This window comes from Prevotella pectinovora (genome assembly GCF_000834015.1).
Lineage (GTDB): Bacteria > Bacteroidota > Bacteroidia > Bacteroidales > Bacteroidaceae > Prevotella > Prevotella pectinovora.
In genome coordinates this window covers 1-23,361 of the sequence record NZ_JXQI01000024.1, presented here as the reverse complement: position 1 = coordinate 23,361, position 23,361 = coordinate 1, and the positions used below count along the sequence as shown (strand labels likewise).

Genomic DNA, 23,361 nt, shown 5'->3' with positions numbered 1-23,361 from the left:
GCAAGCAGTTCTAAAATATTACATTGAACGGCCTAATGACCGTTTTGGGTTCAAGCATCCACAACAAGGAGCCTATCGCCTTCTACACGGAATTTCACATCCCGCCCTGCATAAGGCATTCCATATGTCTTCGACGGATCGTTGTGGTAATGCGGACGCGGGTCGAGTTCGAGCACTTTCACAAGCGCCAGCAACTGTTCTTCAGTGAACAGCCTCCTGACATGAGAAGGCACGGTGACGCTGAGCCTGCGGATGGCATGGCTGTCAACAAAGCCACAACGGGCTTCGGGATGACAGTCAGAAAGGCTGACGTAGGGTTTGATGTCGAAAATCGGTGTACCGTCCATCAGGTCGGCACCTCTGACATAGAGCAGCGGACCGCCCTCTGCAGTATAGTCCACACGGGAAAGGCGCACCGACGACAATCCCATGGCATTAGGACGGAAGGGAGAACGGCTGGCGAAGACTCCCACCTTCTCGTTTCCGCCCAGCAGCGGTGGTCTCACCAGAGGACTCGTGGCAGCATGTGGATTGGCAGAAAACTGCCATATTATCCACAAATAATCGAAGTCTTCTATCCCCCTCAGCATGTCTTTGTTTCTGAACTCCGACGCAAATTCTATCGTGCCCTCCAACTCGTCAACAAGTCCGCTCTGTTTCGGTACCCCGAACTTGGAAGTAAACGGTGAATGAAAATATGCTATTTCTTTTAATATCATCGTGTTATGATTATGTTGCTATTATAATATGAACATTATTCCACTGTCGTTATTTCCGGATTTTCCGCCTTCTGTTTACGCGTCATTTTCTTCACCACCTCACTGTAACTATGACGGATAAGCCGCTCTATCAGTGCATCATCAAGAAAGCCGTAAAGATTCAGCTGGTTCCAGTATTTCTTGTTCATGTGGAAGGCGCCTTCTATCTCTGTGTGGGCATCTCGCAGCTCTATGGCAAAGTCTGCATCACATTTCATCGACACCCATTCCGGACGGTCGAGGTCGAGCAACAGGAATATTTTTCCCAACACTCTGAACACGACGGTTGTATCGTCGAACGGCATGTCTTCTGTCACCAGCGGGAGCGACAGACAGTAGGTTCTTATGCTTTCAATATTCATTTTTTCTCCGTTATATTATCATCCGACATATGGGCAGGCAACAGAAATCCTATATAGCAATGTGAAATACAGGTTGCAAAAAACCATAAGCCATTCAGAATTCACGACAATGAAAAGTCGATTCAATACACATATATAAAACAAAGATATACAAAAAATTAATAAACGCCACCAACTAAAACATATTTTAAAGATATAGCATCACTATTTTTTAGTACATTTGCATTTGTTACATTTTAATTCGTACTGACATGTCCATATTCAACCGTTTTTTCAAGATATCAAGAGCTGCTGGTAATGAGGATAATCATGCCAACGACAAAGCAACCGACAAGAGAAGACGGGACTCATGGCAATGGGACAAGACCAAGTATGCATTCATAGATACGGAAATAGGACTGAAGGACCATAAGATACACGACATAGGGGCAATAAGCCACAATGGAGCGATATTCCACGAAGCGTCCTCTAAAGAACTGGTGGATTTTCTCAAACGAGAAGACATACATTTCGTTTGTGGCCACAACATCGTAAACCACGATGCGAAATACCTGTTTGGATATTCATCCGCAAACGGTAGTCTAGCTGCGACCGTTACAGATGGCAGCAGACGATGGCTACTAGTAGACACGCTATATTTCTCACCTCTGCTCTTTCCCGAACGACCATACCACAGACTCGTGAAAGACGACAAGTTGCTTTGCGACGAACTAAACAACCCTGTAAACGACTGCATGAAAGCCCGCGAACTTTTGTATGACGAGGAAGCCCGCTGGAACTCGCTCTCACCCAAACGACAGAAGATTTTCGCCTCGCTGCTGAGAGACAGGAAAGAATTCGTCGGATTTCTCACGATGATGGGAGCACAAGGGCTATATACGGACACTGAAGAGCTGGCAGACATTATAAGAGAAGAATACGACGGAAAGATTTGCAGCAATGCTGAGATAAGGAATTTGGCCATATCCCAACCATGCGCAATGGCTTATGCCCTATCGCTGATAGACACTACTGACAGGCGCTCCATCACACCAGGCTGGGTGTTACACAATTTTCCAGAAGTGGAATACGTGATACGGAAACTACGACATTGCCGCTGCGAGAAGGGGTGCAGATACTGCAACGAGTCTCTCGACGTGGGCGCTGCACTGAAAGAAAACTTCGGATACGACAAATTCAGAAGCTACAATAACGAACCGCTACAGGAAAATGCCACCAGAGCAGCCGTTGACGGCAAGTCACTGCTGGCGATATTTCCTACAGGAGGCGGAAAATCCCTTACTTTCCAATTGCCGGCGCTGATGGCGGGAAAGGCTGTCCACGGACTCACCGTGGTAATATCCCCGCTACAGTCGCTTATGAAGGACCAGGTGGACAACCTCGCAAACAGGGGAATAACCGACGCCGTGACAATAAACGGTCTGCTCGACCCAATAAACAGGTCGCTGGCAATAGAGAGGGTGACAAACGGAGACGCCTCTCTGCTATATATCGCACCGGAGATGCTGCGGTCTAAGACTATAGAAAGAATACTCGGCGAGAGACACGTCACAAGATTTGTGATCGACGAAGCACACTGCTTCTCGGCATGGGGACAGGATTTCAGAGTGGACTATCAATATATCGGCAAGTTCATAAAAGAATACCAAAAGCGCAAGGGTGGCAAATTACAAATCCCGATATCATGCTTCACTGCAACGGCAAAGCAGAAAGTGGTGCAGGATATATGCGACTATTTCAAACACTGGCTCGGTGTTGAGCTACAACTGTTTGCCACCTCAGCAACAAGAACCAATCTTCGCTATTCAGTAATCCACGTGGACACCGAAAATGACAAATACAACAGACTTAGAACTCTTGTGAGAGAGTCTGAATGTCCCACGATAATTTATGTCTCCCGGACAAAACGCACCAGACAACTTGCTGAAAAGCTGACACGCGATGGTATCCCGGCACTGCCATACAACGGAAAGATGGACTCGGAGGAAAAGATACAAAACCAAGAGGCCTTTATGAACGACAGAGTGAGAACGATTGTCGCTACATCGGCATTTGGCATGGGAGTGGACAAAAGCGACGTGGGGCTGGTGGTACACTATGACATCTCTGACTCATTGGAAAACTATGTGCAGGAGGCAGGACGGGCCGGCAGAGACCCGAACCTTAACGCCCGCTGCTTCGTGTTGTATAGCGACAACGACCTGGATAAGCATTTCATACTTTTAAACCAGACAAAGCTGAGCATCAGTGAAATACAGCAAGTATGGCAGGCCGTGAAAGATTTCACCAAACAACGTCAACATATATCCTGCTCAGCTCTAGAAATCGCACGCCAAGCCGGATGGGACGACTCTATAAACGACATTGAGACACGTGTACGCACTGCCCTTAACACACTGGAACAAAGCGGCTATATAGAGCGTGGCAACAACATTCCTCATGTGTATGCCACTGGTATTACGGTGAAAAACATGGACGAGGCAAGAAAAAGAATAACGGAATCGTCACTCTTCACTGAAAAGGAAAAGGATAATGTGGCAAGAATCATAAAATCTCTAATCTCGCAGAAAAACATCGCCAAAGCACAAGACAGTGAAGCTGAATCGAGAATTGACTATTTGGCAGACATATTAGGTCTGAGCAAGAAAGAGATAATATCTGCCGTGATAAGGATGAGACAGGAGGGAATACTCGCCGACACGCGAGACATGTCTGCATATATGAATGACATAGGCGACACACAGAAGAAGTCGAGAAACTTACTCGACAATTTTGCCAGACTCGAGAGATTCATCATCAGCCACATAACTGAAGAGCCGCTCCACTGTTCATACAAGCAGCTAAACGAAGAAGCCATAAACGAAGGGATTGACTCGTCATCAGAGAAAGTCTTACGCACACTGCTTTACTTCCTCGTGGTTAAGGGCTATACCCTCAAGAAACAAGACAAAGAAAAGAACATCATCATTACACGTCTGCATGACTTGGATTTCATGATAAAAAGATTTGAAAGAAGAATAAAAATCTGCCACTTTATCATTGATCGCCTCTATGCCATTGCCGAGAAAAACGAAAGGGAAAAGGAATCCAAACCGACAGAGGGTGGAAACACCGTTTCTGAAAAGAAAGCAGGAAAAGGGAGCGTACAGTTCTCCGTTATTGAAATGCTGGACGAATACAACAGAAGCACAGTCTCTGATCTGTTTACAGGAAACGGGAAAGTCCAACTGGAAGACGTTGAGGAAGCATTGCTGTATCTTTCAAAGACAGGGGCTTTGAAACTTGAGGGAGGATTTCTTGTCCTCTACAATGCCATGGACATCCACAGACTCAAGGAGATGCGCATGCGCTACAAAAAAGAAGACTACCAGGCGCTCAATGAATTCTACAAACAAAAAATGCAACAGATACATATCGTGGGCGAATATGCCAACCTGATGGTGAGAAACTATGATGCCGCACTGAAATACGTACAGGACTATTTCCAGATGGACTACCGCTTGTTTGTGGAGAAATACTTCAACGGCAAACGGAAGGAGGAACTGGAGCACAACCTCACGCCAATGAAATACAGACAACTGTTCGGCAATCTGTCGCTGAAGCAGAAAGAGATTATCAAAGACAGAGAATCCAAGTGCATAGTGGTGGCGGCAGGACCTGGAAGCGGGAAGACACGCGTGCTCGTTCATAAGCTGGCATCCCTGTTGCTACTCGAAGATGTAAAACACGAACAATTGCTCATGCTCACTTTCTCAAGAGCTGCAGCTACGGAATTCAAACAGAGACTGATGCAGCTGATAGGCAACGCTGCACACTTCGTTGAAATAAAGACTTTCCATTCGTACAGCTTCGACCTGCTCGGCAGAATCGGGAACCTTAATGACGCTGCCGATGTGGTGAAGAAAGCTGCCGATATGATAAGGTCTGGCGAAGTTGAGCCTAACAGGATACGCAAGACTGTGCTCGTAATCGACGAAGCACAGGACATGAGTGACGACGACTTCGCCCTGGTAGATGCATTGATGAGGGCCAACGAGGAGATGAGAGTCATCGCCGTTGGCGACGATGACCAAAACATATACGAATTCCGCGGTTCTAATTCGCATTATATGGAAGAACTTGGAAGGATGCAAGGCAGCAGATTCATAGAGATGACAGAAAACTACCGCAGTTCAGAACATGTAGTGGATGCCGTGAACGACTTCGCACCAAACATCAGCTACAGACTAAAGACTGCCCCCATCATCTCAATGAAAAAGGAGAAGGGAATGGTGAGCATCATTAAACATCCGCCTTTCTTCCAAGACAAGGAAAGCGGCGAAAAGAAAGCTGTATATATGTTTCTGCCTATCGTAAACGACATTCTGCAGAACAACAGACAGGGAAAGACCTGCATACTGACGCAAACGAACGAAGAGGCCGTGATAACCGTAGCACTGCTCCACGAAAATGGTCTGAATGCCAAACTGATTCAATCGATGGACGGATTGCGTTTTTGGAACATCGCCGAGGTGAGATATTTTGTGAAATGTATCGACCGGATGCAGAAAACCACACGGGCTCCTATCATTACAGAGGATATCTGGGAGGAAGCGAAATCGAAGACCTTACAAAAATACAGCACGAGCAACAGTCTGCCTTATCTGAAAAGATGCATCATGATGTTTGAACTGATGAACAAAGCGAAATACTACACCGATCTGAGAGATTTCCTATTTGAGTCATCCGTTGAAGACTTCTGTGATGTCTCCGATGCCGACATTGTGGTGAGCACCATCCACAAGGCTAAAGGACGAGAGTTTGACAACGTCATAATGCTTGTTGTCGAACCGGAACATTATACCGATGATATCATGCGCAGACTATATGTAGGAATGAGCAGAACCAAACTATCACTGACGATTCACACCAATGGAAAGATTTTCGATGACATACGTGCCGACAAACGGATATCAGACCCAATACATTATCCCATGCCTGACGAGATAGAATTGCAGTTGTCACACAAGGACGTAAACTTGGGAGCTTTCAAAGAACATAAGAAAACTATATTGTCACTGAGAAGTGGGGACACCCTCGCATACCACGATTATCATCTCAGTCTGCCCTCTACTGGAACTGACATCGGCTTACTCTCAATGAACATGCAGAAAAAAATGCTGCAATGGCAGATGAAAGGTTATCTGGTGACACGGGCCACCGTGCGCTTCGTTGTGGCATGGCGCCCCAAAGAGGCTGCAAACGATGAAAAAGAGTCGGCAATACTACTTATAGACTTGAAATTGAAACGTAATTCGCAACAAAGGAAAGTGGAATGAAAATGCTGAAATTCATTTCGTTCTTCTCTCGGTTTGCACTATCTTTGCAGAAAATATCATTATTAGAAAAAAAACGATGAGAAGACTTTTAACTACGATACCACTGACATTATTCATCTGCACTATGGCTATGGCGCAGATTTTTCATACAGACAGCTATAGCAGCATACCACCCAAAAGAGAGGTAAGGGCGGTATGGATGACGACAATCGGCGGACTGGACTGGCCCAAGACTTACGCTCATACTCCACGGACGATAGTGAAACAAAAACAGGAACTCACCGCATTGCTCGACCAACTGAAAAAGGCGAACATAAACACTATTCTGCTGCAGACAAGAATCAGAGGCACCGTGATTTATCCGTCTGCCTACGAGCCGTGGGACGGATGCGTATCGGGGAACCCAGGAATGTCGCCTGGCTACGACCCTCTTGCTTTCGCCATAGAAGAATGCCATAAAAGGGGGATGGAGATTCACGCTTGGGTGGTAACCATACCCGTGGGCAGACCAACGGGAACAGGATATAAAGCTCTGAAAAAGAAGCACCCGGAACTACTGATGAAGGTGGGCGACGAGATGTTCATGCGGCCAGAGAAGGCTGCCACGGCGACATATATCGCAAACATATGCAGGGAGATAGCGAAAAACTACGACATCGACGGAATACACCTCGACTACATAAGATATCCGGAGAACCTGAAGCTGAACATCTCCCGTCAGCAGGCTCGGGCTAACATCTCAAACATAGTGAAAAGCATCCACGATGCCGTGAAAGCAGAGAAGCCATGGCTGAAGATGAGCTGTTCGCCTATCGGCAAACGAAACGACCTGAACAGATACAGGAGCCGGGGATGGAACGCTGAGGAGAAAGGTTGTCAGGATGTGGAAAAATGGATGAAAGAGGGATGGATGGACCAGATATACCCCATGATGTATTTCAGAGGAGACAACTTCTTCCCCTTTGCTGCCGACTGGAAGGAGCGAAGCCACGGAAAGACGGTAAGCGCCGGACTGGGAATCTACTTCATGTCGCCACGCGAAGCCAACTGGCCCATCGATGACATAACGAGGGAGATGAATGTCTGCCGGCAGATGGGAATCGGAACAGCAATGTTCCGCAACAAATTCTTCACCGACAACACTAAAGGGATTTTCGACTTCACTGCCAACGAGATGTATTCCTACCCTGCCCTCGTGCCTGAAATGACATGGTATGAACATAAGGCACCGGAGGCTCCTACAGATCTGAGAATCAGCAAAGGAAACGGTGTCGACCACATTTCATGGAACAGACAACCTGCCGACGGAGACAACATATATTATAATGTATATGGCAGCGACGTAGCGCCGGTCGACATCACTGACTCAAGGAATATCATTGCAATGCGAGTGAAGAATATGGGAGTGACTGTACCGGAATCTAACGTGTTCAGACATTATGCCGTGACGGCAATGGACAGATACGGAAAGGAGAGCGCTGCTCTGCAATCCGACTGTGACCTGTCTGCCGAAGAGGGATTGCAGCACGCCATGCTGATAAGAAACGACGGCAATCGACTGGCATTGCCTTCAAAACCGTCTACTCTCGATGCTCAGTACGTGATTTTCGAAACCGCCACTGGGGTGGTTTTAACTACAAAAGCGTACAACAAGGAGATTTCCGTCAAAGACATTCCTGACGGCATGTACATCGTACGCTCTCTATCAAAGAAGGGCAAGACGCACAGAATCTGCTGGGCTTTCATAAAGAGACTGACTTTAGAATAGTGGCAGATTCAATAATTGAAGGTTAGCGTTGGCTGAATTCTGAAAACAGAAATATGGATATTACAGCAGTTTAAGATATTACATAAAACGGCCTAATGCCCGATTGGGGTTAGAAGTCAATACTTTTATTTTATACATTCTATCAAGAATAAACATACTGCCCCAGAATACAGGAAAAGCGTTGGTTACCGAACAGGTCCAACGCTTTACATCCATTTACACTTAATCTTAAAATCTTATCAAAAGAATGTCATGTGTCAGCTGACAGAAACTTTGCGCACCACATTGCCCACTTTGACAATGTAGCATCCCTTGCGGAGATTCAGCTCATAAGTCTTGTCCACTCCGTCAACCTTTATCCGCTTGACAGGAGCTCCCGACACGTCGTAGATAGACAGAGTCTGACCATTAGCATTGGTAATACGCAATCGCGTCTGACCGTTACCGTCGGATATGACGCGAAGCGAAATGCCGCCCTTCTGGCCGTCATAGTCAGTCTCTATTATCTCAATAGCCGGATCGGCATGGGCTACCACCGGCATGCTCATAAACCCTAAGGCAAAAATGATATAATAAATCTTCCTCATAATCGATAACGTTTTAATTTCTGCAAAAATACAATTTATTTCAAAATAAAACAAGCCTGAAAGACATATTTTTACATTACAACGATTAAAATACCCACAAATAATGATTTTTATGGCCAACGACATCATGGACAAATTATAATAATTACCTTTGCAACCATAAACAATATCACGACAAATGACTGATTTCATCATTGAAGAGGAAACAAGAAAAAGGATTATGTATCTCGCGGAGAAATACGAGACAAAGGATTTCCTGCCTGCCGACCCGAGTTCGTTCATGCACAAAGTGGAGGGCAAGGCAAACAGGGAAGCTATGGCTTTCATCGCTTCATGCCTTAGCTATGGATCGAGGAAACAGTTCTTTCCGAAGATACAGTTTCTGCTCGATGACGCAAGAGGTGATGTTGACCATTGGGTGCGCCACGGCGGATGGAAAACCTGTCTTCCCGACTCCACCGACTGCTATTACCGGCTGTACACCTGTCACGACATGTGCTGTCTGCTATCGGCATATCAAACGATGCTGACTGAATACGGAAGCATGAAGGAATACGTAAGGAGGAATGCATCCACGGGGTTAGAGGCGGTTGACGCCATCTGCCGCTTCTTCTCTGTCTATGGAGCAAGCAAGATTGTCCCTAAAAACACATCGTCGGCCTGCAAACGGGTGTGTATGTTCCTGCGATGGATGGTGCGCACGGACTCACCCGTAGACCTTGGTCTGTGGGCTGACATCATAGACCGCCGCAGTCTTATCATGCCGCTCGACACGCATGTGGTGCAGGAGGCACAACGCATGAATCTGCTGCAGAGCCGCACGGCATCAATGACCACCGCCCGCCGGCTTACAGACACCATGCTCAAGATATTCCCCGACGACCCGCTAAAAGGCGACTTCGCCCTATTCGGACTGGGAGTGGACGAAGGAAATGAATCCTGACCGAGCGGATAAGGCATAGCATATCCTTTACGTAAAATTTACGTTGACTTTCCTATCCATCTATTATGCAATACCTAGGTTTTAGAAAGAACGCTTTATTAAACGTACGTTACACGTTCACATACAGGGATATTAATTTAGAAACGGCTACCCAATGATTGTATTGCGCCGACAATTATAAAATTAGCATCTCTCTACATGTGGTCGATTGTTATGATTCAAAAGATGTATATTATTTAGAGCGAATCACAAGAGAGAGTCTACAACATTCGTCTTATACCACACAGCCGCCTGCGCCATCGTGTCCTTTAGGTCATTGATAATCTGCATGTGGTTGTCTTGGGTGATAGTAATATGCCGCTCGGGGTGTTGCCCGTCATGGTCGCCGCTCGTCAGATGGATAATACAGAATGTGCGGTCGGTATCATGGTGAGCCACCATTCCCCGCTCCTTCAGAATTGCCATCGTACTCTCAAAATCAGCCGGAGTAGTAGGCACCACCTGCAACACGCTCCAAGGATATTCCTGTGCCGTAAGGAGCGTGTGTCCTTGCTGCTGACTGAGTTGGAAGGAATGAACTGTCTTTGATGTTATCATACATTTTTATTTTTTTCGTGCTACAAAGTTACTGCTTTTCTATCTAAAATGTTTCTTCAAGGATATTATTTTTATTCAAGCTTCTGATTTAGGAAAAGACATTACCGCCCCCAATGACCGATTGAGGGTAAAGTCAAAGCAGACAACAAACACGCTTTTTATTCTGTCTAACCCTATAGTTTTCGTATCATATCTATATGACTTACGCATCGTATCTATATGACTTACGCCAGTACTCTTACAGAAATTACTGCAGTACTTACGTAAGAGTACTACAGTACTTGGCGGAGAGTACTGGAACAAATTACAGCCTCTGGGTAAAATTCTGACGCCCGGAAGCGAGAAAGATTCCCCACTTCGCTCGATTAATCGTATTTTTATGCTATATTTGCAAAATACTTAGCTGCACTCGGCAAAATAAGAGTAAACTCTATTTGCGCTCGTTTGCAAAGTATTTGCACAATATAATGGAGACAACGAAATTCAGAATGACAACGTACATTATGGAAATGTTTTCCGAACGTACTTATTTGTTGACTTTGAGAAATTCGGTAACTTTCCATTTGGGAATGACTTAAGAAGCCGATAAAGATCATTTAAATATATATGGCGACAAAGGAAAATAAAGATAAAAGGAAAAGAAAAGCTACCGGCAAGAAGAAAGCCAAGGTTTCGCATATCATAAAGCCTGACAACCTTTCGATGGAAGAATGGCAGGTGAAGCTCAGAAGACAAATCGCTGAACCTGCCAAGCTAAAGATACGCTGTGTAGACGATGAGCTATGCCCCGGAGAATATCTCGTGGACAATCCTCTGACTGCAAATGAATACAAGGTGGTATACCGAGGTGCTAACAGCGAATGGAACTATTGCTCCTGCTGGGACTTCAAGACATCAAGGCTGGGAACATGCAAGCACATTGAAGCTGTGAAAAAATGGCTGGGGACGAGAAAGGAATATCGAGTTCACAGAGAGATTCCGCCATACACGTCGGTCTATCTTTCATACAGGGAAGAACGGTGCGTGAAGATACGCATCGGAGCGGACAACAAGGAAGAATATGAGAAGCTGGCAAAGGATTATTTCGACGAGGACTCTGTGTTGAAGGAGTCTGCCTTCTACACCTTCGGCGACTTCCTGAACCAGGCAAAGAGAATCAGCGACACATTCAGATGCTATAAAGATGCGACTGACTTCATACTTGACTTCAGGGCGAGAAAGGCAAGGAAGGATATCGTGGCGACTTACGGCGACGAAGAGCTTGACGCTCTGCTCAATGCCAATCTTTATCCCTATCAGAAAGAGGGAATACGCTTCGCAGCAAGAGCCGGCAAGGCTATTATCGCCGACGAGATGGGACTGGGCAAGACCATTCAGGCTATCGGAACTGCCGAACTGCTGAGGAAAGAGGGAATCATAGAGTCTGTACTCATACTCTGCCCCACTTCACTGAAATACCAATGGAGAAGCGAAATAAAGAAATTCACGGATGCTGACGTATACGTGATTGAAGGCGGACACTTGAAAAGGAAAGAGGCATACTGCCGTAAGGAGACATACAAGATTGTGTCGTACAACAGCGCATGCAACGACATCAGGATTCTCGGAAAACTACAGACCGACATGCTCATCATGGACGAGGTGCAACGGTTGAAGAACTGGAATACACAGATTTCGAGGGCGGCAAGGAAAATAGATTCCGACTATGCCGTCATCCTGTCTGGCACGCCGTTGGAGAACAAGCTCGACGAACTGTATTCCATAGTAGAGTTTGCAGACAACTTCCGACTCGCACCGTATTACAAGTTCAAGGAAGAACATATCGTGAGCGACGAGACTGGCAAGATATTAGGCTACAAGGGACTGAACAATATAGGAAAACAACTGAGCGACATTCTTATCAGACGGCGCAAGAAGGACGTGAAGCTGCAGATGCCAAGCAGGATTGACAAGAACCTCTTCGTGCCGATGACGAAAGAGCAGATGGCGATGCACTCCGAATGGCAGCACCAGGTGAGAATGCTTGTCATGAAATGGCAGAAGCACCACTTCCTGTCGGAGAAAGACCGCAACAGGCTCCTGCTCCATCTTTCACAGATGAGAATGGTATGCGACAGCAGCTATATCCTGGACCAGAAGACGAGATACGACACCAAGGTGGACGAATGTATCAACCTCATCAGCGACATCGTTTGCGAGGAGGGAGAAAAGGTGGTGGTGTTCAGCCAATGGGAGCGGATGACCCGACTTGTGGCTAAGGAACTGAGAAAGAAAGGCATAGGCTTTGAGTATCTGCATGGAGGAGTGCCATCGGAAAAGAGGAAGGATATGGTGGACAACTTCACGAACAATGCCGAAAGTCGCGTTTTCCTTTCCACCGATGCTGGAAGCACAGGACTGAATCTTCAGGTTGCAGCCACTATAATCAACATCGACCTGCCATGGAATCCGGCTGTGCTTGAGCAGCGCATCGGACGCATATACAGGTTGGGACAACAAAGCAACATACAGGTCATCAACCTTGTAGCACCCCACTCCATCGAGGAAACGATGGTGGGCAAGTTGAGGTTCAAGACATCCATGTTTGAAGGAGTGCTCGACAACGGAGAGGATTCCATCTTTGCCGACGACAACAAATTCGGCAAAATCATGGAGACTGTCAGCAGCTTCGTATCAGAGGAGGAAAACAACACGCCGGATGAGAATGAGAACAACACAACCTCCACGGCAGAAGCTATTGTCGCAGCAGAAGAAAATGAGGAAGCCGCAAAAGAAAACAACACAACACCTGAAGAGGACTATAACACAGAAGGCATGCCGCATAACGCAGAATACTTGTCTGACGGAAACGAAACAGACGACAGACAGACTGCCATGAACGAAACCTTTGACAACGAGCCAAACAAATCCCACAAAAAGGCACATCCTAAAGAACTTGTGGAGCAAGGAATATCGTTCCTCTCCGGATTGGCAAAGACTCTGAAATCTCCCGAAGCCACTGCTGCCCTCGTTGACTCCATAACGGAGAAAAACGAAAAGACAGGAGAGACATCGATTAAAATTCCTGTTGAAAGTAAGGAAACGGTAACCAACCTCCTCACTCTTATCGGAAAACTATTTGCAAATCAATAATTAGCAAGACTATTATAATACCCTACAGAAATGCCGCCTTAGCCATCACGGCTAAAGCGGCATTGTCAGTAATTCTATTATGGTTTCAGAATTCTTATTCTATTACTACGAGTGAAGTGTCTTCCATCACACTCTCGCCAACCTGTACGAGAATTGCGGTCACCTTGCCAGCCTTCTCTGCCTCAAGGTTGTTTGCCATCTTCATTGCCTCAAGTACGACAACGGTATCACCAACAGCAACTTCGTCGCCAACAGCAACGTTGATCTCTCTTACTACTCCAGGCAGTGGTGCCTTCAGAGCATTGTTGGTGTTCACTCTTGCAGCAGAAGCTGAAGAAGACTCTGCCGCTGGCTGTGGCTGAGCAACAGGCTTTACTACAACTTTCTTCTTCTCTGGCTCTGGCTCCTTCTCCATCTCAACACTATAGTTCTCGCCATTTACAGCGACGGTGGCAATATTCTCAACGATGTCAACAATCTGGACATCATACTTGTTGCCATTGATAGTATATTTGTATTCTTTCATCTCTGTGTAATTATTTTTGAGGTTTGTTAGTCATGCGCAGCAGATGAGACTCCCAATCAGAGTGTCTCTCCTTGATTGTGATAACGCCAGGCTCCTTGTCATGCACATTGTTTCCTTTGAACTCATGCAATGCCAACGCTATCGCTGCATATACCTCATTATTTGTTTTTCCCATACTATATACTCTATTTGTAATTATCCGCCACGGAAACATAACAGCTCCGTGGCAGATAAAGATTTCAAATTACATAGGAATATTTCCGTGCTTCTTAGCAGGCAGGTTGTCACGCTTAGTAGCAAGCTGTGCCAAACCGCGACAGATGCGGAAACGAGTGTTGCGAGGCTCAATCACATCATCAATGTAGCCATACTTGGCTGCCTGATATGGATTAGCGAACATCTCGGTGTATTCCTCTTCCTTCTCAGCAAGGAATGCCTTAGGATCCTCATGAGTCTTTGCCTCCTTGGCACAAAGCACAGAAACGGCACCGCTAGCACCCATAACAGCAATCTCAGCTGATGGCCATGCGTAGTTAAGGTCTGTACGGAGCTGCTTGCAACCCATAACAATATGGCTACCACCATAACTCTTACGCAATGTAACGGTGATTTTTGGCACTGTAGCCTCTCCGTAAGCATAAAGCAACTTTGCTCCGTGGAGGATAACAGCATTGTACTCCTGACCTGTACCTGGCAAGAATCCTGGCACGTCAACGAGGCTGACGATTGGAATATTGAAAGCGTCGCAGAAACGAACGAAACGAGCACCCTTGCGGCTTGCATTAACGTCAAGTACACCTGCATAGCATGATGGCTGGTTGGCTACGACACCAACGCTCTGTCCGTTGAAGCGGGCGAAACCAACGATGATGTTCTTTGCGAACTTAGGCTGAACCTCAAAAAATTCGCCATTGTCAACAATTGCTCCGATAACCTTATACATGTCGTATGCCATGTTAGGATCGTCAGGAATGATGTCGTTGAGAGAATCCTCCATACGGTTGATAGGATCTGTGCACTCCTTACGTGGAGCCTCCTCCATATTGTTAGAAGGAATGTAGCTCAAGAGTGTCTTGATCATCTCCATAGCCTCTTCCTCTGTAGCTGCTGTGAAGTGAGTCACACCACTCTTTGTAGAGTGTACGCTTGCACCACCGAGGTGCTCCTGATCGATATCCTCACCAGTAACAGTCTTCACAACCTTAGGACCAGTCAAGAACATGTATGATGTGTTCTCCATCATAAGAGTGAAGTCAGTCAATGCTGGAGAATAAACAGAACCTCCGGCACAAGGACCGAAGATACCACTAATCTGTGGAATTACACCTGAAGCAAGGATGTTACGCTCGAAAATCTCAGCATATCCTGCCAATGCGTTGATTCCCTCCTGGATACGTGCGCCACCGGAGTCGTTGATACCGATTACCGGTGCACCCATCTTCATACCCATATCCATGACCTTGCAGATCTTCTGAGCCATAGTCTCTGAGAGAGATCCACCATTTACGGTGAAGTCCTGAGCGAAGATGTATACGAGACGACCATCGATAGTTCCGCTTCCGGCTACTACACCATCACCGAGGAACTGCTTCTTCTCCATACCGAAATTGGTACAACGATGAAGCTTGAACATGTCAAACTCCTCAAAGCTGCCCTCATCAAGGAGCATGTCGATACGCTCACGCGCTGTATATTTTCCACGAGCGTGCTGCTTCTCGATAGCTTTCTCTCCGCCACCCAAGCGAGCTTCTTCACGCTTAGCGATCAATTGCTTGATTTTCTCTAATTGCTTACTCATAATTAATTTATAATTATTAAAAAACTGTTCTTTACCTTTTTAGTGCTCGCACAATTCTGTGAGAATTCCGCATGTTGATTTAGGATGCAAGAAAGCGATATTCAAGTTCTCAGCTCCCTTACGAGGAGCCTTGTCGATAAGACGTACTCCCTTTCCATCACACTCTGCCAATGCATTTGCCACGCCATCCTCAATGCAGAAAGCAACGTGGTGAACACCATGATTGCCCTTGTCGAGCCATTTCTGGATAGTACTGTCTGGAGATGTCGGCTCCAGCAATTCCAGCTTAACCTCACCACACTTCAAAAAAGCTGTCTTCACCTTCTGATCCGCAACCTCTTCTACTGCGTAGCACTCAAGTCCCAAAACGTCTTTGAAATACGGAAGAGCTTCCTCAATGCTCGGAACTGCTATTCCTAAATGTTCGATGTGTGAAATTTTCATATTATTATTGTTATAATTAATATTGCAAAGTTACATATTTTATTTCTACCACACAATCTTTTGCCGTTTTTTACATTTATTCAAGACTTTTTTTCTACGGCAATTGTCAATATGTAAGATTGAGTTGACAGATATGACATTTCAACAGTAATACCGCGCTTTAAATTATCTATTGTAAACCGTCCCTCAAGATTTCCATCATTGCGTATGCCATGCGTCCGCATCTCCTGAAATGCCAGCCTGTCATCGCTATGCAGCTTATACAGTGTTTCTTTTGCACACCAGCACAAAAGAAGTTCTTTCACTGTTGTCAGCGATTCATCCTCGCGCAAGAAACGTCTGGCTATCCGCATCACCCTGTCGTTCATGTATTCCATATCAACAGCAACGTTATGTTTTTTCGAAACAATGACAACGGCATACCCCCTGGTATGACTGATGCCGATTTCATAACCGTTGTCAAGAAACGGGCGTCCGGCATCGTTATGTTCCACAGGTACAGCCTGACCAAACATACTCTCAAGCAAAGCTGCTACAGCCAAACGCTCAAGGCGTCGAGTCTGCGACTTCATAGATGAGATGTCTGGCAGCAGACTATAAAGCGAAGGATTGGCATGCAGGATTTCGTCCTCGCTCTCATCCATACGCCACAAGCCAACTTGCACATCACTGGGCGTTGTTATACTAAGTGGAATTCTTGGCATAATCAGTATTATGGATTACTGTTTTTCATCACCTTTCACTTCTTTAGCGTCACGCAAAATGACCTTCAGAGTGGCGATGCGGCGCTCCTTGACATCCAACACCTCGAAGACGAAGTTTGAATGTTCAAATTTTTCATGCACCTTGGGGAAATCCCCCTTCATCTCCAACACTAGACCAGCAAGGGTATCAGCCTCACCTTCAACGTCTGAGAATTCATCATCGGGGACATTCAATATCCTGCAGAAATCACTCAAGGGGGTCTTGCCATCAAATATGAATGTATTGTTGTTTATCCGTCTGTAGGTTTTCTCATCTTCATCATATTCATCGCGAATCTCACCTACGATTTCCTCCAGCACGTCTTCTAGAGTCACAATGCCACTGGTTCCACCGAATTCATCAACCACTATAGCAATGTGTATTCGGTTATTCTGGAACTCCCTCAACAAATCATCAATTTTCTTGGTCTCAGGAACGAAATAAGGTGGACGGATGAGACTCTGCCACCTGAAGCTGTCCGGTTTTCCGATATGCAACAGAAGATCCTTGATATACAAAACACCACGAATATTATCTGTATTATCCTGATATACTGGTATCCTACTGTAGTTATTATCCACGATGCTACTAATGACCTTGGAGAACGGTGACTTTATATCAATGTCAACTACATCCTTACGACTTGTCATGATCTCCTTCACCGTCTCGTCTCCAAAACGTATGATACCCTGAAGCATACTCTTCTCATCCTTAATGTCATCTTTGTCAGTGAGTTCCAGAGCCTGCCCGAGTTCATCAACGCTCAGAACATGATTTTCCTTCTGCAAAAGACTGTCAGCAAGCACACGACTTCTCAACAATATGTTTTCTATCGGCCAGAACATCTTTCTTGCCACCAAGACACCACCCACGGCACGACGGCAGAACTGCAATGCATTCTGACGAGCAAAGACCTTGGGCATTATCTCACCGAAAAGAAGCAACAGAAAAGTCAAAAGTACTGTTATGCAAACGAACTGCAACCAATAGGCGTTGCCAAAATCAATCAACGACCCAAAAACATAGTTGCAAAGCATAATGATGGTTACATTCACGAAATTGTTTGCCACCAATATCGTGGCAAGCGTACGCTCACTGTCCTTACGGAGCTTGTCTATCCCCAAATCTTTCGGATTCTTCTCCGTGTCCATTTCATTGAGATCCGAAGGAGTAAGACTAAAAAACGCTATCTCAGAACCGCTTGCAAAGGCAGAAGCGCCTAATAAGACAACAGCAAGTAAAGAAGCAATTACCACCCCTAACGTAGGGGTATTAAAGGAAACCTCCTCAAAAGCCTGCTGTAAAAATGATATATCCAATTTTACTAAAATTTAATCAGTTTCATAAAGCCCAAAGGAACAACGCTCTATCAACCAACGCCAGCACATCAGAATGGCGCGTCAGTTTCAGCATTATCATCCTTCACAGCATCTTCAGTTGACGTTTTGGCGCCACCTGCATCCTCCAAAGGACGGACAGAAGACTTTGCCGTCAACATTTCCATATTGTCAACATAGATTTCCGTCACATATTTTTTTTCTCCCTTTTGCCCTGCATACGAACGAGTTCGTATTTTTCCTTCTACAAAAAGCTTGTCACCCTTGTGGACATATTTTTCAACAACCTTTGCCAAATTCCGATAAAAGACGAGATTATGCCACTCAGTTCTATCTGGAACCTGAGTTCCATTCTGCAACGTGTAACCACGCTCTGTAGTAGCAAGAGACAATGTTGCCACAGCCTGATCACGGTCATAATACCTGACATCAGGTTCCTTGCCCACATTACCAATCAACATCACTTTATTCATAGACAGAAATTTAAAACTTATTCAATAAAATAAATCAAAACACAAAGACCCGATCATTTCCAAAGTCCAAGGAATGTAAACTTGAAGTTCTTTCCTTTAGAAGACGGGAACTGGCTCCTGCTATCAACTCGGCCTTTCAGATACTCAACAATACGATTGTAACAATCCAAACCGGAATTAGCCTTACAAGCTGCCACAAAATGAGTATCACGATATTCATGTTTTCCCGTTCCAGGTATCATTACGACACGCTTGAAATCAAGAGTTCCCTGATACCACCCCTGCTTCTGTTCAGAAAGGCGGGTTGCAGCAGTAGGAACAAATTCCCTCTGGTCACCACTCGTCGCGGCACCAGCATTTGAACGCAGAGCCTTCTTCTGTTTGAAGTCAAGCATCGTTGCAGCTTCAGTTTTTATAATAATGAAATAAACCCTTGGACGAATCTTGTAACGTTTAGGATAAAATACATCACTTTCAACATAGTCCCTAATGTCAGCTTCCAAATCCGCATTCATACCAATTTCCTGAATAGATGCCAAAAAGTCTATCGCATCATCAACATTATGAACTAATGTTTCTCTATCAAAGTATCGTAAATATAAATTCATGTGCTTTCTGTATTTTTCAAAAGAGAAAAAAAGAGCGGAAAACGGGACTCGGACCCGCGACCCCAACCTTGGCAAGGTTGTGCTCTACCAACTGAGCTATTTCCGCAATAAAAATATAATAATAAATGTGAAGAGGAGGAGACTCGAACTCCCACGTCACAATTGACACTACCCCCTCAAAGTAGCGCGTCTACCAATTCCGCCACCTCTCCAACATTTAACCATTTCAAATAACAGTGCCCAGAACAGGACTCGAACCTGCACGTTGTGAAACACACGCACCTGAAACGTGCGCGTCTACCAATTCCGCCACCTGGGCTTTAAAATGCGCTATTCAAAATGTCGAGCGGAAAACGGGACTCGGACCCGCGACCCCAACCTTGGCAAGGTTGTGCTCTACCAACTGAGCTATTTCCGCTTTTTCCATTACTTTATTGTTGTAATGTGCATTTCTCTAAATGCGGTTGCAAAGGTAAGGAGTTTTTGAATAACCTCCAAATATTTCCATGTTTTTTTCTAAAAAAAGTGGATTTTTGCTGATATTTTTACATATTTAGGCTAATTCATCCTATTTTTATAGTCTTCATAGCCAAATTCGCGCAAAATTTGAAATTCACCATTTTCTTTCAGGATTGCGATCGAAGGATGAGAAACACCATTAAACATGTTTGTTTTAACGGTAGTATAATGTATCATATCTTCAAAAATCAGACTCTCTCCTACTTTCAATTCATGGTCAAACAACCATTTTCCCATGAAATCCCCTGAAAGACAACTGTTGCCTCCGAGCCTATATATATAAGGTGAAGTGATTTTCTCATTTTTTGAAGCAGTCTGATCATCCAAAATTTCAGCACCTCGTACTACCGGCATGTATGGCATCTCCAAGCAATCTGGCATATGGCAAGTAAAACTAACATTAAGAATTGCCGTCTTTATGCCAAAATTCTCCACGACATCCACAATTTGGGCAACCAGCGGTCCGGTCTGCCACGCAAAAGCACTACCAGGTTCCATCACAACTTTCAGATGCGGATAACGCCTTCTGAAACTTTTCAATGTATCAATCAACAATTCTACGTCATAATCTTTTCTCGTCATCAAATGACCTCCACCAAAATTTATCCATTTGATCTGGCCGAACCATTTTGAGAATTTCCCCTCAATATGCTCCAATGTGCGTACAAACACATCAGCGCCACTCTCACAATGACAATGACAGTGGAAGCCCTCGATAAATTCAGGAAGTACATCTGGAAGATCAGAAGCCAGCACACCAAATCTGGAACCTTTGGCACAAGGATTATAAAGCTCCGTTTCTATTTCCGAATATTCAGGATTAACCCTCAATCCAATGCTCAGCCCTGGATTAGTATCCTTTGCAAGTTTTGCAAAGCGCCCAAATTGCGACAAGCTGTTGAAAGTAAGATGACTTGACATTCTGGCAATATCTTCAATTTCATAATCTGTATAAGCAGGAGAATAAGTGTGGGCAGGAGCGCCAAACTCCTCATAAGCCAACCTCGCCTCGGCATAAGAACTGGCAGTCGTAGAATTAATGTATTCCCTGAAAATCGGGAAAGTTTTCCAAAGTGCGAATGCCTTGAAAGCCAAAATAATATCTACTCCTGCTCTGTCAGCAACAGACTTTATCAAAGACAGATTCCTGCGCAAAAGTCTTTCCTCAACAACAAACATCGGTTTGTTCAAACCTTCTAAAACGTCGATTTTCTTATCCATTTTATCTTACACATCAATTAAAAATCAAAAATATAGTGCAAAGATAAAGTTTTATAGTTGCAAAATTGTATTATTAGGATAAAATTCATACTTTTGCAATCCTAAAGTAAAAACGCAATGAAGCTTGTTATAATGACAAAGCCCACTTTTTTTGTGGAAGAGGACAAGATATTGACCACTCTCTTTGAGGAGGGGATGGACGACTTACATTTATACAAGCCACAATCCACCCCTATGTACTCGGAGCGCTTGCTGTCACTCTTGCCTGAAAATTATTACCGTAAGATAACCGTTCATGACCATTACTACCTTAAGAATGAGTACGGCCTTGGCAAGATACATATTGATTCCCCTTCGGAGCAATTGCCCTACGACTATAAAGGTAAATATAGCAGGACATGTACGGAATTGTCACAAATAAAGGATTTCAAGAAAAAATCAGAATATCTGTTTCTGAAATGCAACTTCCAAGACAATCCAGACATCAGAACCTGCGATGGATTGTCGCTGAAAGAACTAGAATCAGCATCAAGCAATGGATTCATAGACAAAAGGATATATGCCTACGGTGAAACGAACTTAGATAATATTAAGATTGCAAAAGAATTAGGATTCGGAGGCGTAGTTATTTGCAATGATTTGTGGAACCGTTTCGACATCCACAAAGAAATCGACTATAAAAGGCTTATGGCGCATTTCGAAAAATTGCATAAAGCCACATCTTAATCATAAATCTAAAAAAAGAAAAATAACATAACTAACAAAATAAATAATAAAATGAGTGATAAAAACTCTTTCATGGTGTTCTCAGGTACAAATTCAAGGTACCTGGCAGAGAAAATCTGCCAAAGCTTAAAATGTCCACTTGGAAATCTTCTCATCACGAAATTCTCTGACGGAGAATTTGCAGTGTCATATGAGGAGTCAATCCGCGGTCGCGACGTATTTCTCGTTCAAAGCACTTTCCCAAACTCTGACAACTTGATGGAGCTGTTATTGATGATTGATGCTGCCAAGCGTGCTTCAGCAAAGACCATCAATGCTGTAATTCCTTATTTCGGATGGGCAAGACAAGACAGAAAAGACAAGCCACGTGTAAGCATCGGTGCCAAACTTGTTGCAGACTTGCTCAGCGTTGCAGGAATTGACAGGCTGATAACAATGGATCTCCATGCTGACCAGATTCAGGGATTCTTTGATGTACCAGTAGACCACCTCTATGCTTCAGGTGTAATTCTCCCATATCTCCAGAGCCTACACCTTAAGGATATGGTAATTGCCTCTCCTGATGTAGGTGGAAGTAAAAGAGCTAACACTTATGCTAAATATCTCGGCTGCCCTCTGGTTCTGTGCAACAAGACACGTGCAAGAGCAAACGTTGTAGAAAGCATGCAGATTATCGGTGAAGTTAAAGACAAGAACGTAATTATAATCGACGACATGGTGGACACAGCAGGAACTATTACAAAAGCTGCAGATATCATGAAGCAAGCAGGTGCCAAGAGCGTCAGAGCTTGTGCATCACACTGTGTAATGAGTGGACCTGCAAGTGAGCGCGTTCAGGATTCTGCACTTGAGGAAATTGTATTCACCGACTCAATACCATACTCACAGCGTTGTGCTAAAGTAAAGCAGCTCTCAGTTGCTGACATGTTTGCTGAAACAATCACTAGAGTTATCAACAACGAAAGTATCAGTGATCAATATTTGGTATAAAGTATAAAAACAATATAACTTCTTATCCCCTATAGTATATTGCTATAGGGGATTATTATTAGTACAAATAATTAATAAAGCCTGATAAAGCATATCAGAAAAACAAAAAATACGGTTGAATTATTACAAATAATTTTAAAACTGAAGGCTGCATACTAAATATACGAAAAACACATCAGCTTGTAATCAAAATTCAAAAAAACCGTCAACCATCTGGTCCCAGATTCGGAAGTATCTATAATTCAGCCACTTCCGTCTGTTTCTGCAAGCAAAAACCATCTGGTAATTGTCCGGACAATTCAATTATCGCCTGATGAAAACAGACATAACGCTGCATGAGGACCAAGGAAGCCTCTGATGCGTACAGACGCAAAAAAAATCCTCCGGAGGATTGCTCTTCCGGAGGATTCAAGTCTTAAAGTGAAAAAAGGCGGTTACCTACTCTCCCACATTGCATTGCAGTACCATCGGCGCAAGCGGGCTTAACTTCTCTGTTCGGAAGGGGAAGAG

General features: G+C 44.6%; 19 protein-coding genes, 4 tRNA genes and 1 rRNA gene. 6 read left to right on the top strand and 18 right to left on the bottom strand.

The genetic code is table 11. The annotated features are described in order from the left end of the window. Positions 1 to 50: 50 nt before the first annotated feature. A complete protein-coding gene (gene tsaA / locus ST42_RS02985) occupies positions 51 to 719 on the bottom strand; it encodes a tRNA (N6-threonylcarbamoyladenosine(37)-N6)-methyltransferase TrmO (RefSeq protein WP_022317081.1) in 669 nt (222 codons plus the stop codon). Between the two features lie 35 nt (positions 720 to 754). Continuing rightward, positions 755 to 1,120, bottom strand: coding sequence for an MmcQ/YjbR family DNA-binding protein (locus ST42_RS02980; protein ID WP_022317082.1), 366 nt, complete (start codon positions 1,118 to 1,120; stop codon positions 755 to 757). A 251-nt stretch (positions 1,121 to 1,371) separates the two neighbouring features. Here ST42_RS02980 and ST42_RS02975 point away from each other — a divergent pair, with 251 nt between their 5' ends. Then, positions 1,372 to 6,438: a RecQ family ATP-dependent DNA helicase gene (locus tag ST42_RS02975; RefSeq protein ID WP_044072205.1), complete on the top strand. Its 5,067-nt coding sequence runs from the start codon at positions 1,372 to 1,374 to the stop codon at positions 6,436 to 6,438. Positions 6,439 to 6,514: 76 nt separating this feature from the next. After that, positions 6,515 to 8,206 carry a glycoside hydrolase family 10 protein gene (locus ST42_RS02970; protein WP_044072204.1) on the top strand — a complete coding sequence of 564 codons (1,692 nt, stop codon included), beginning with the start codon at positions 6,515 to 6,517 and terminating at the stop codon, positions 8,204 to 8,206. Positions 8,207 to 8,463: 257 nt separating this feature from the next. On the opposite strand, the gene ST42_RS02965 is transcribed toward ST42_RS02970, so the two are convergent. Beyond that, entirely contained in the window at positions 8,464 to 8,793 is a 330-nt protein-coding gene (locus ST42_RS02965) for a T9SS type A sorting domain-containing protein (RefSeq protein WP_022317086.1), read from the bottom strand. Between the two features lie 178 nt (positions 8,794 to 8,971). Between ST42_RS02965 and ST42_RS02960 the strand changes: the two genes are divergently transcribed. Beyond that, on the top strand, positions 8,972 to 9,736 hold the full coding sequence (locus ST42_RS02960; protein ID WP_044064643.1) for a TIGR02757 family protein: 765 nt from the start codon (positions 8,972 to 8,974) through the stop codon (positions 9,734 to 9,736). A gap of 246 nt (positions 9,737 to 9,982) precedes the next feature. Here ST42_RS02960 and ST42_RS02955 read toward each other — a convergent pair whose 3' ends face one another. Beyond that, positions 9,983 to 10,333, bottom strand: coding sequence for a hypothetical protein (locus ST42_RS02955; RefSeq protein ID WP_022317088.1), 351 nt, complete (start codon positions 10,331 to 10,333; stop codon positions 9,983 to 9,985). Between the two features lie 606 nt (positions 10,334 to 10,939). Between ST42_RS02955 and ST42_RS02950 the strand changes: the two genes are divergently transcribed. Next, a complete protein-coding gene (locus ST42_RS02950) occupies positions 10,940 to 13,465 on the top strand; it encodes a DEAD/DEAH box helicase (protein ID WP_044072202.1) in 2,526 nt (841 codons plus the stop codon). A gap of 94 nt (positions 13,466 to 13,559) precedes the next feature. On the opposite strand, the gene ST42_RS02945 is transcribed toward ST42_RS02950, so the two are convergent. The 13 genes from ST42_RS02945 to nspC form a co-directional block, all read right to left on the bottom strand. After that, positions 13,560 to 13,991, bottom strand: a complete 432-nt coding sequence (locus ST42_RS02945) for a biotin/lipoyl-containing protein (RefSeq protein WP_044072201.1) — start codon at positions 13,989 to 13,991, stop codon at positions 13,560 to 13,562. 10 nt (positions 13,992 to 14,001) lie between these two features. Further along, positions 14,002 to 14,166: a hypothetical protein gene (locus ST42_RS13975; RefSeq protein ID WP_197068900.1), complete on the bottom strand. Its 165-nt coding sequence runs from the start codon at positions 14,164 to 14,166 to the stop codon at positions 14,002 to 14,004. Between the two features lie 69 nt (positions 14,167 to 14,235). Continuing rightward, positions 14,236 to 15,789: an acyl-CoA carboxylase subunit beta gene (locus ST42_RS02940; protein WP_022317092.1), complete on the bottom strand. Its 1,554-nt coding sequence runs from the start codon at positions 15,787 to 15,789 to the stop codon at positions 14,236 to 14,238. 39 nt (positions 15,790 to 15,828) lie between these two features. Then, complete coding sequence (gene mce / locus ST42_RS02935; RefSeq protein WP_022317093.1) at positions 15,829 to 16,233, bottom strand: methylmalonyl-CoA epimerase; 405 nt, start codon at positions 16,231 to 16,233, stop codon at positions 15,829 to 15,831. Positions 16,234 to 16,313: 80 nt separating this feature from the next. Further along, positions 16,314 to 16,937 (bottom strand): 4'-phosphopantetheinyl transferase family protein, encoded by a 624-nt coding sequence (locus tag ST42_RS02930; protein WP_022317094.1) that lies wholly within the window; start codon positions 16,935 to 16,937, stop codon positions 16,314 to 16,316. A gap of 15 nt (positions 16,938 to 16,952) precedes the next feature. Beyond that, positions 16,953 to 18,296 (bottom strand): gliding motility-associated protein GldE, encoded by a 1,344-nt coding sequence (gldE, locus tag ST42_RS02925; protein WP_022317095.1) that lies wholly within the window; start codon positions 18,294 to 18,296, stop codon positions 16,953 to 16,955. 68 nt (positions 18,297 to 18,364) lie between these two features. After that, positions 18,365 to 18,787 (bottom strand): single-stranded DNA-binding protein, encoded by a 423-nt coding sequence (locus tag ST42_RS02920; RefSeq protein WP_042519904.1) that lies wholly within the window; start codon positions 18,785 to 18,787, stop codon positions 18,365 to 18,367. Between the two features lie 53 nt (positions 18,788 to 18,840). Next, positions 18,841 to 19,395 carry a hypothetical protein gene (locus ST42_RS02915; RefSeq protein ID WP_042519906.1) on the bottom strand — a complete coding sequence of 185 codons (555 nt, stop codon included), beginning with the start codon at positions 19,393 to 19,395 and terminating at the stop codon, positions 18,841 to 18,843. Between the two features lie 33 nt (positions 19,396 to 19,428). Continuing rightward, positions 19,429 to 19,501, bottom strand: a tRNA-Gly gene (locus ST42_RS02910). A 22-nt stretch (positions 19,502 to 19,523) separates the two neighbouring features. Further along, positions 19,524 to 19,607, bottom strand: a tRNA-Leu gene (locus ST42_RS02905). Between the two features lie 25 nt (positions 19,608 to 19,632). Continuing rightward, positions 19,633 to 19,714 (bottom strand) — tRNA-Leu (locus tag ST42_RS02900). Between the two features lie 26 nt (positions 19,715 to 19,740). Beyond that, positions 19,741 to 19,813: transfer RNA gene (locus tag ST42_RS02895), tRNA-Gly, on the bottom strand. 140 nt (positions 19,814 to 19,953) lie between these two features. Next, positions 19,954 to 21,135 carry a carboxynorspermidine decarboxylase gene (nspC, locus tag ST42_RS02890; RefSeq protein WP_044072200.1) on the bottom strand — a complete coding sequence of 394 codons (1,182 nt, stop codon included), beginning with the start codon at positions 21,133 to 21,135 and terminating at the stop codon, positions 19,954 to 19,956. A 117-nt stretch (positions 21,136 to 21,252) separates the two neighbouring features. Between nspC and ST42_RS02885 the strand changes: the two genes are divergently transcribed. Next, positions 21,253 to 21,861: a hypothetical protein gene (locus ST42_RS02885; RefSeq protein ID WP_022315556.1), complete on the top strand. Its 609-nt coding sequence runs from the start codon at positions 21,253 to 21,255 to the stop codon at positions 21,859 to 21,861. Positions 21,862 to 21,912: 51 nt separating this feature from the next. Further along, positions 21,913 to 22,851, top strand: coding sequence for a ribose-phosphate pyrophosphokinase (locus ST42_RS02880; protein ID WP_022315555.1), 939 nt, complete (start codon positions 21,913 to 21,915; stop codon positions 22,849 to 22,851). Between the two features lie 425 nt (positions 22,852 to 23,276). On the opposite strand, the gene rrf is transcribed toward ST42_RS02880, so the two are convergent. Beyond that, positions 23,277 to 23,361, bottom strand: a 5S ribosomal RNA gene (rrf, locus tag ST42_RS13090); the annotation flags it as partial.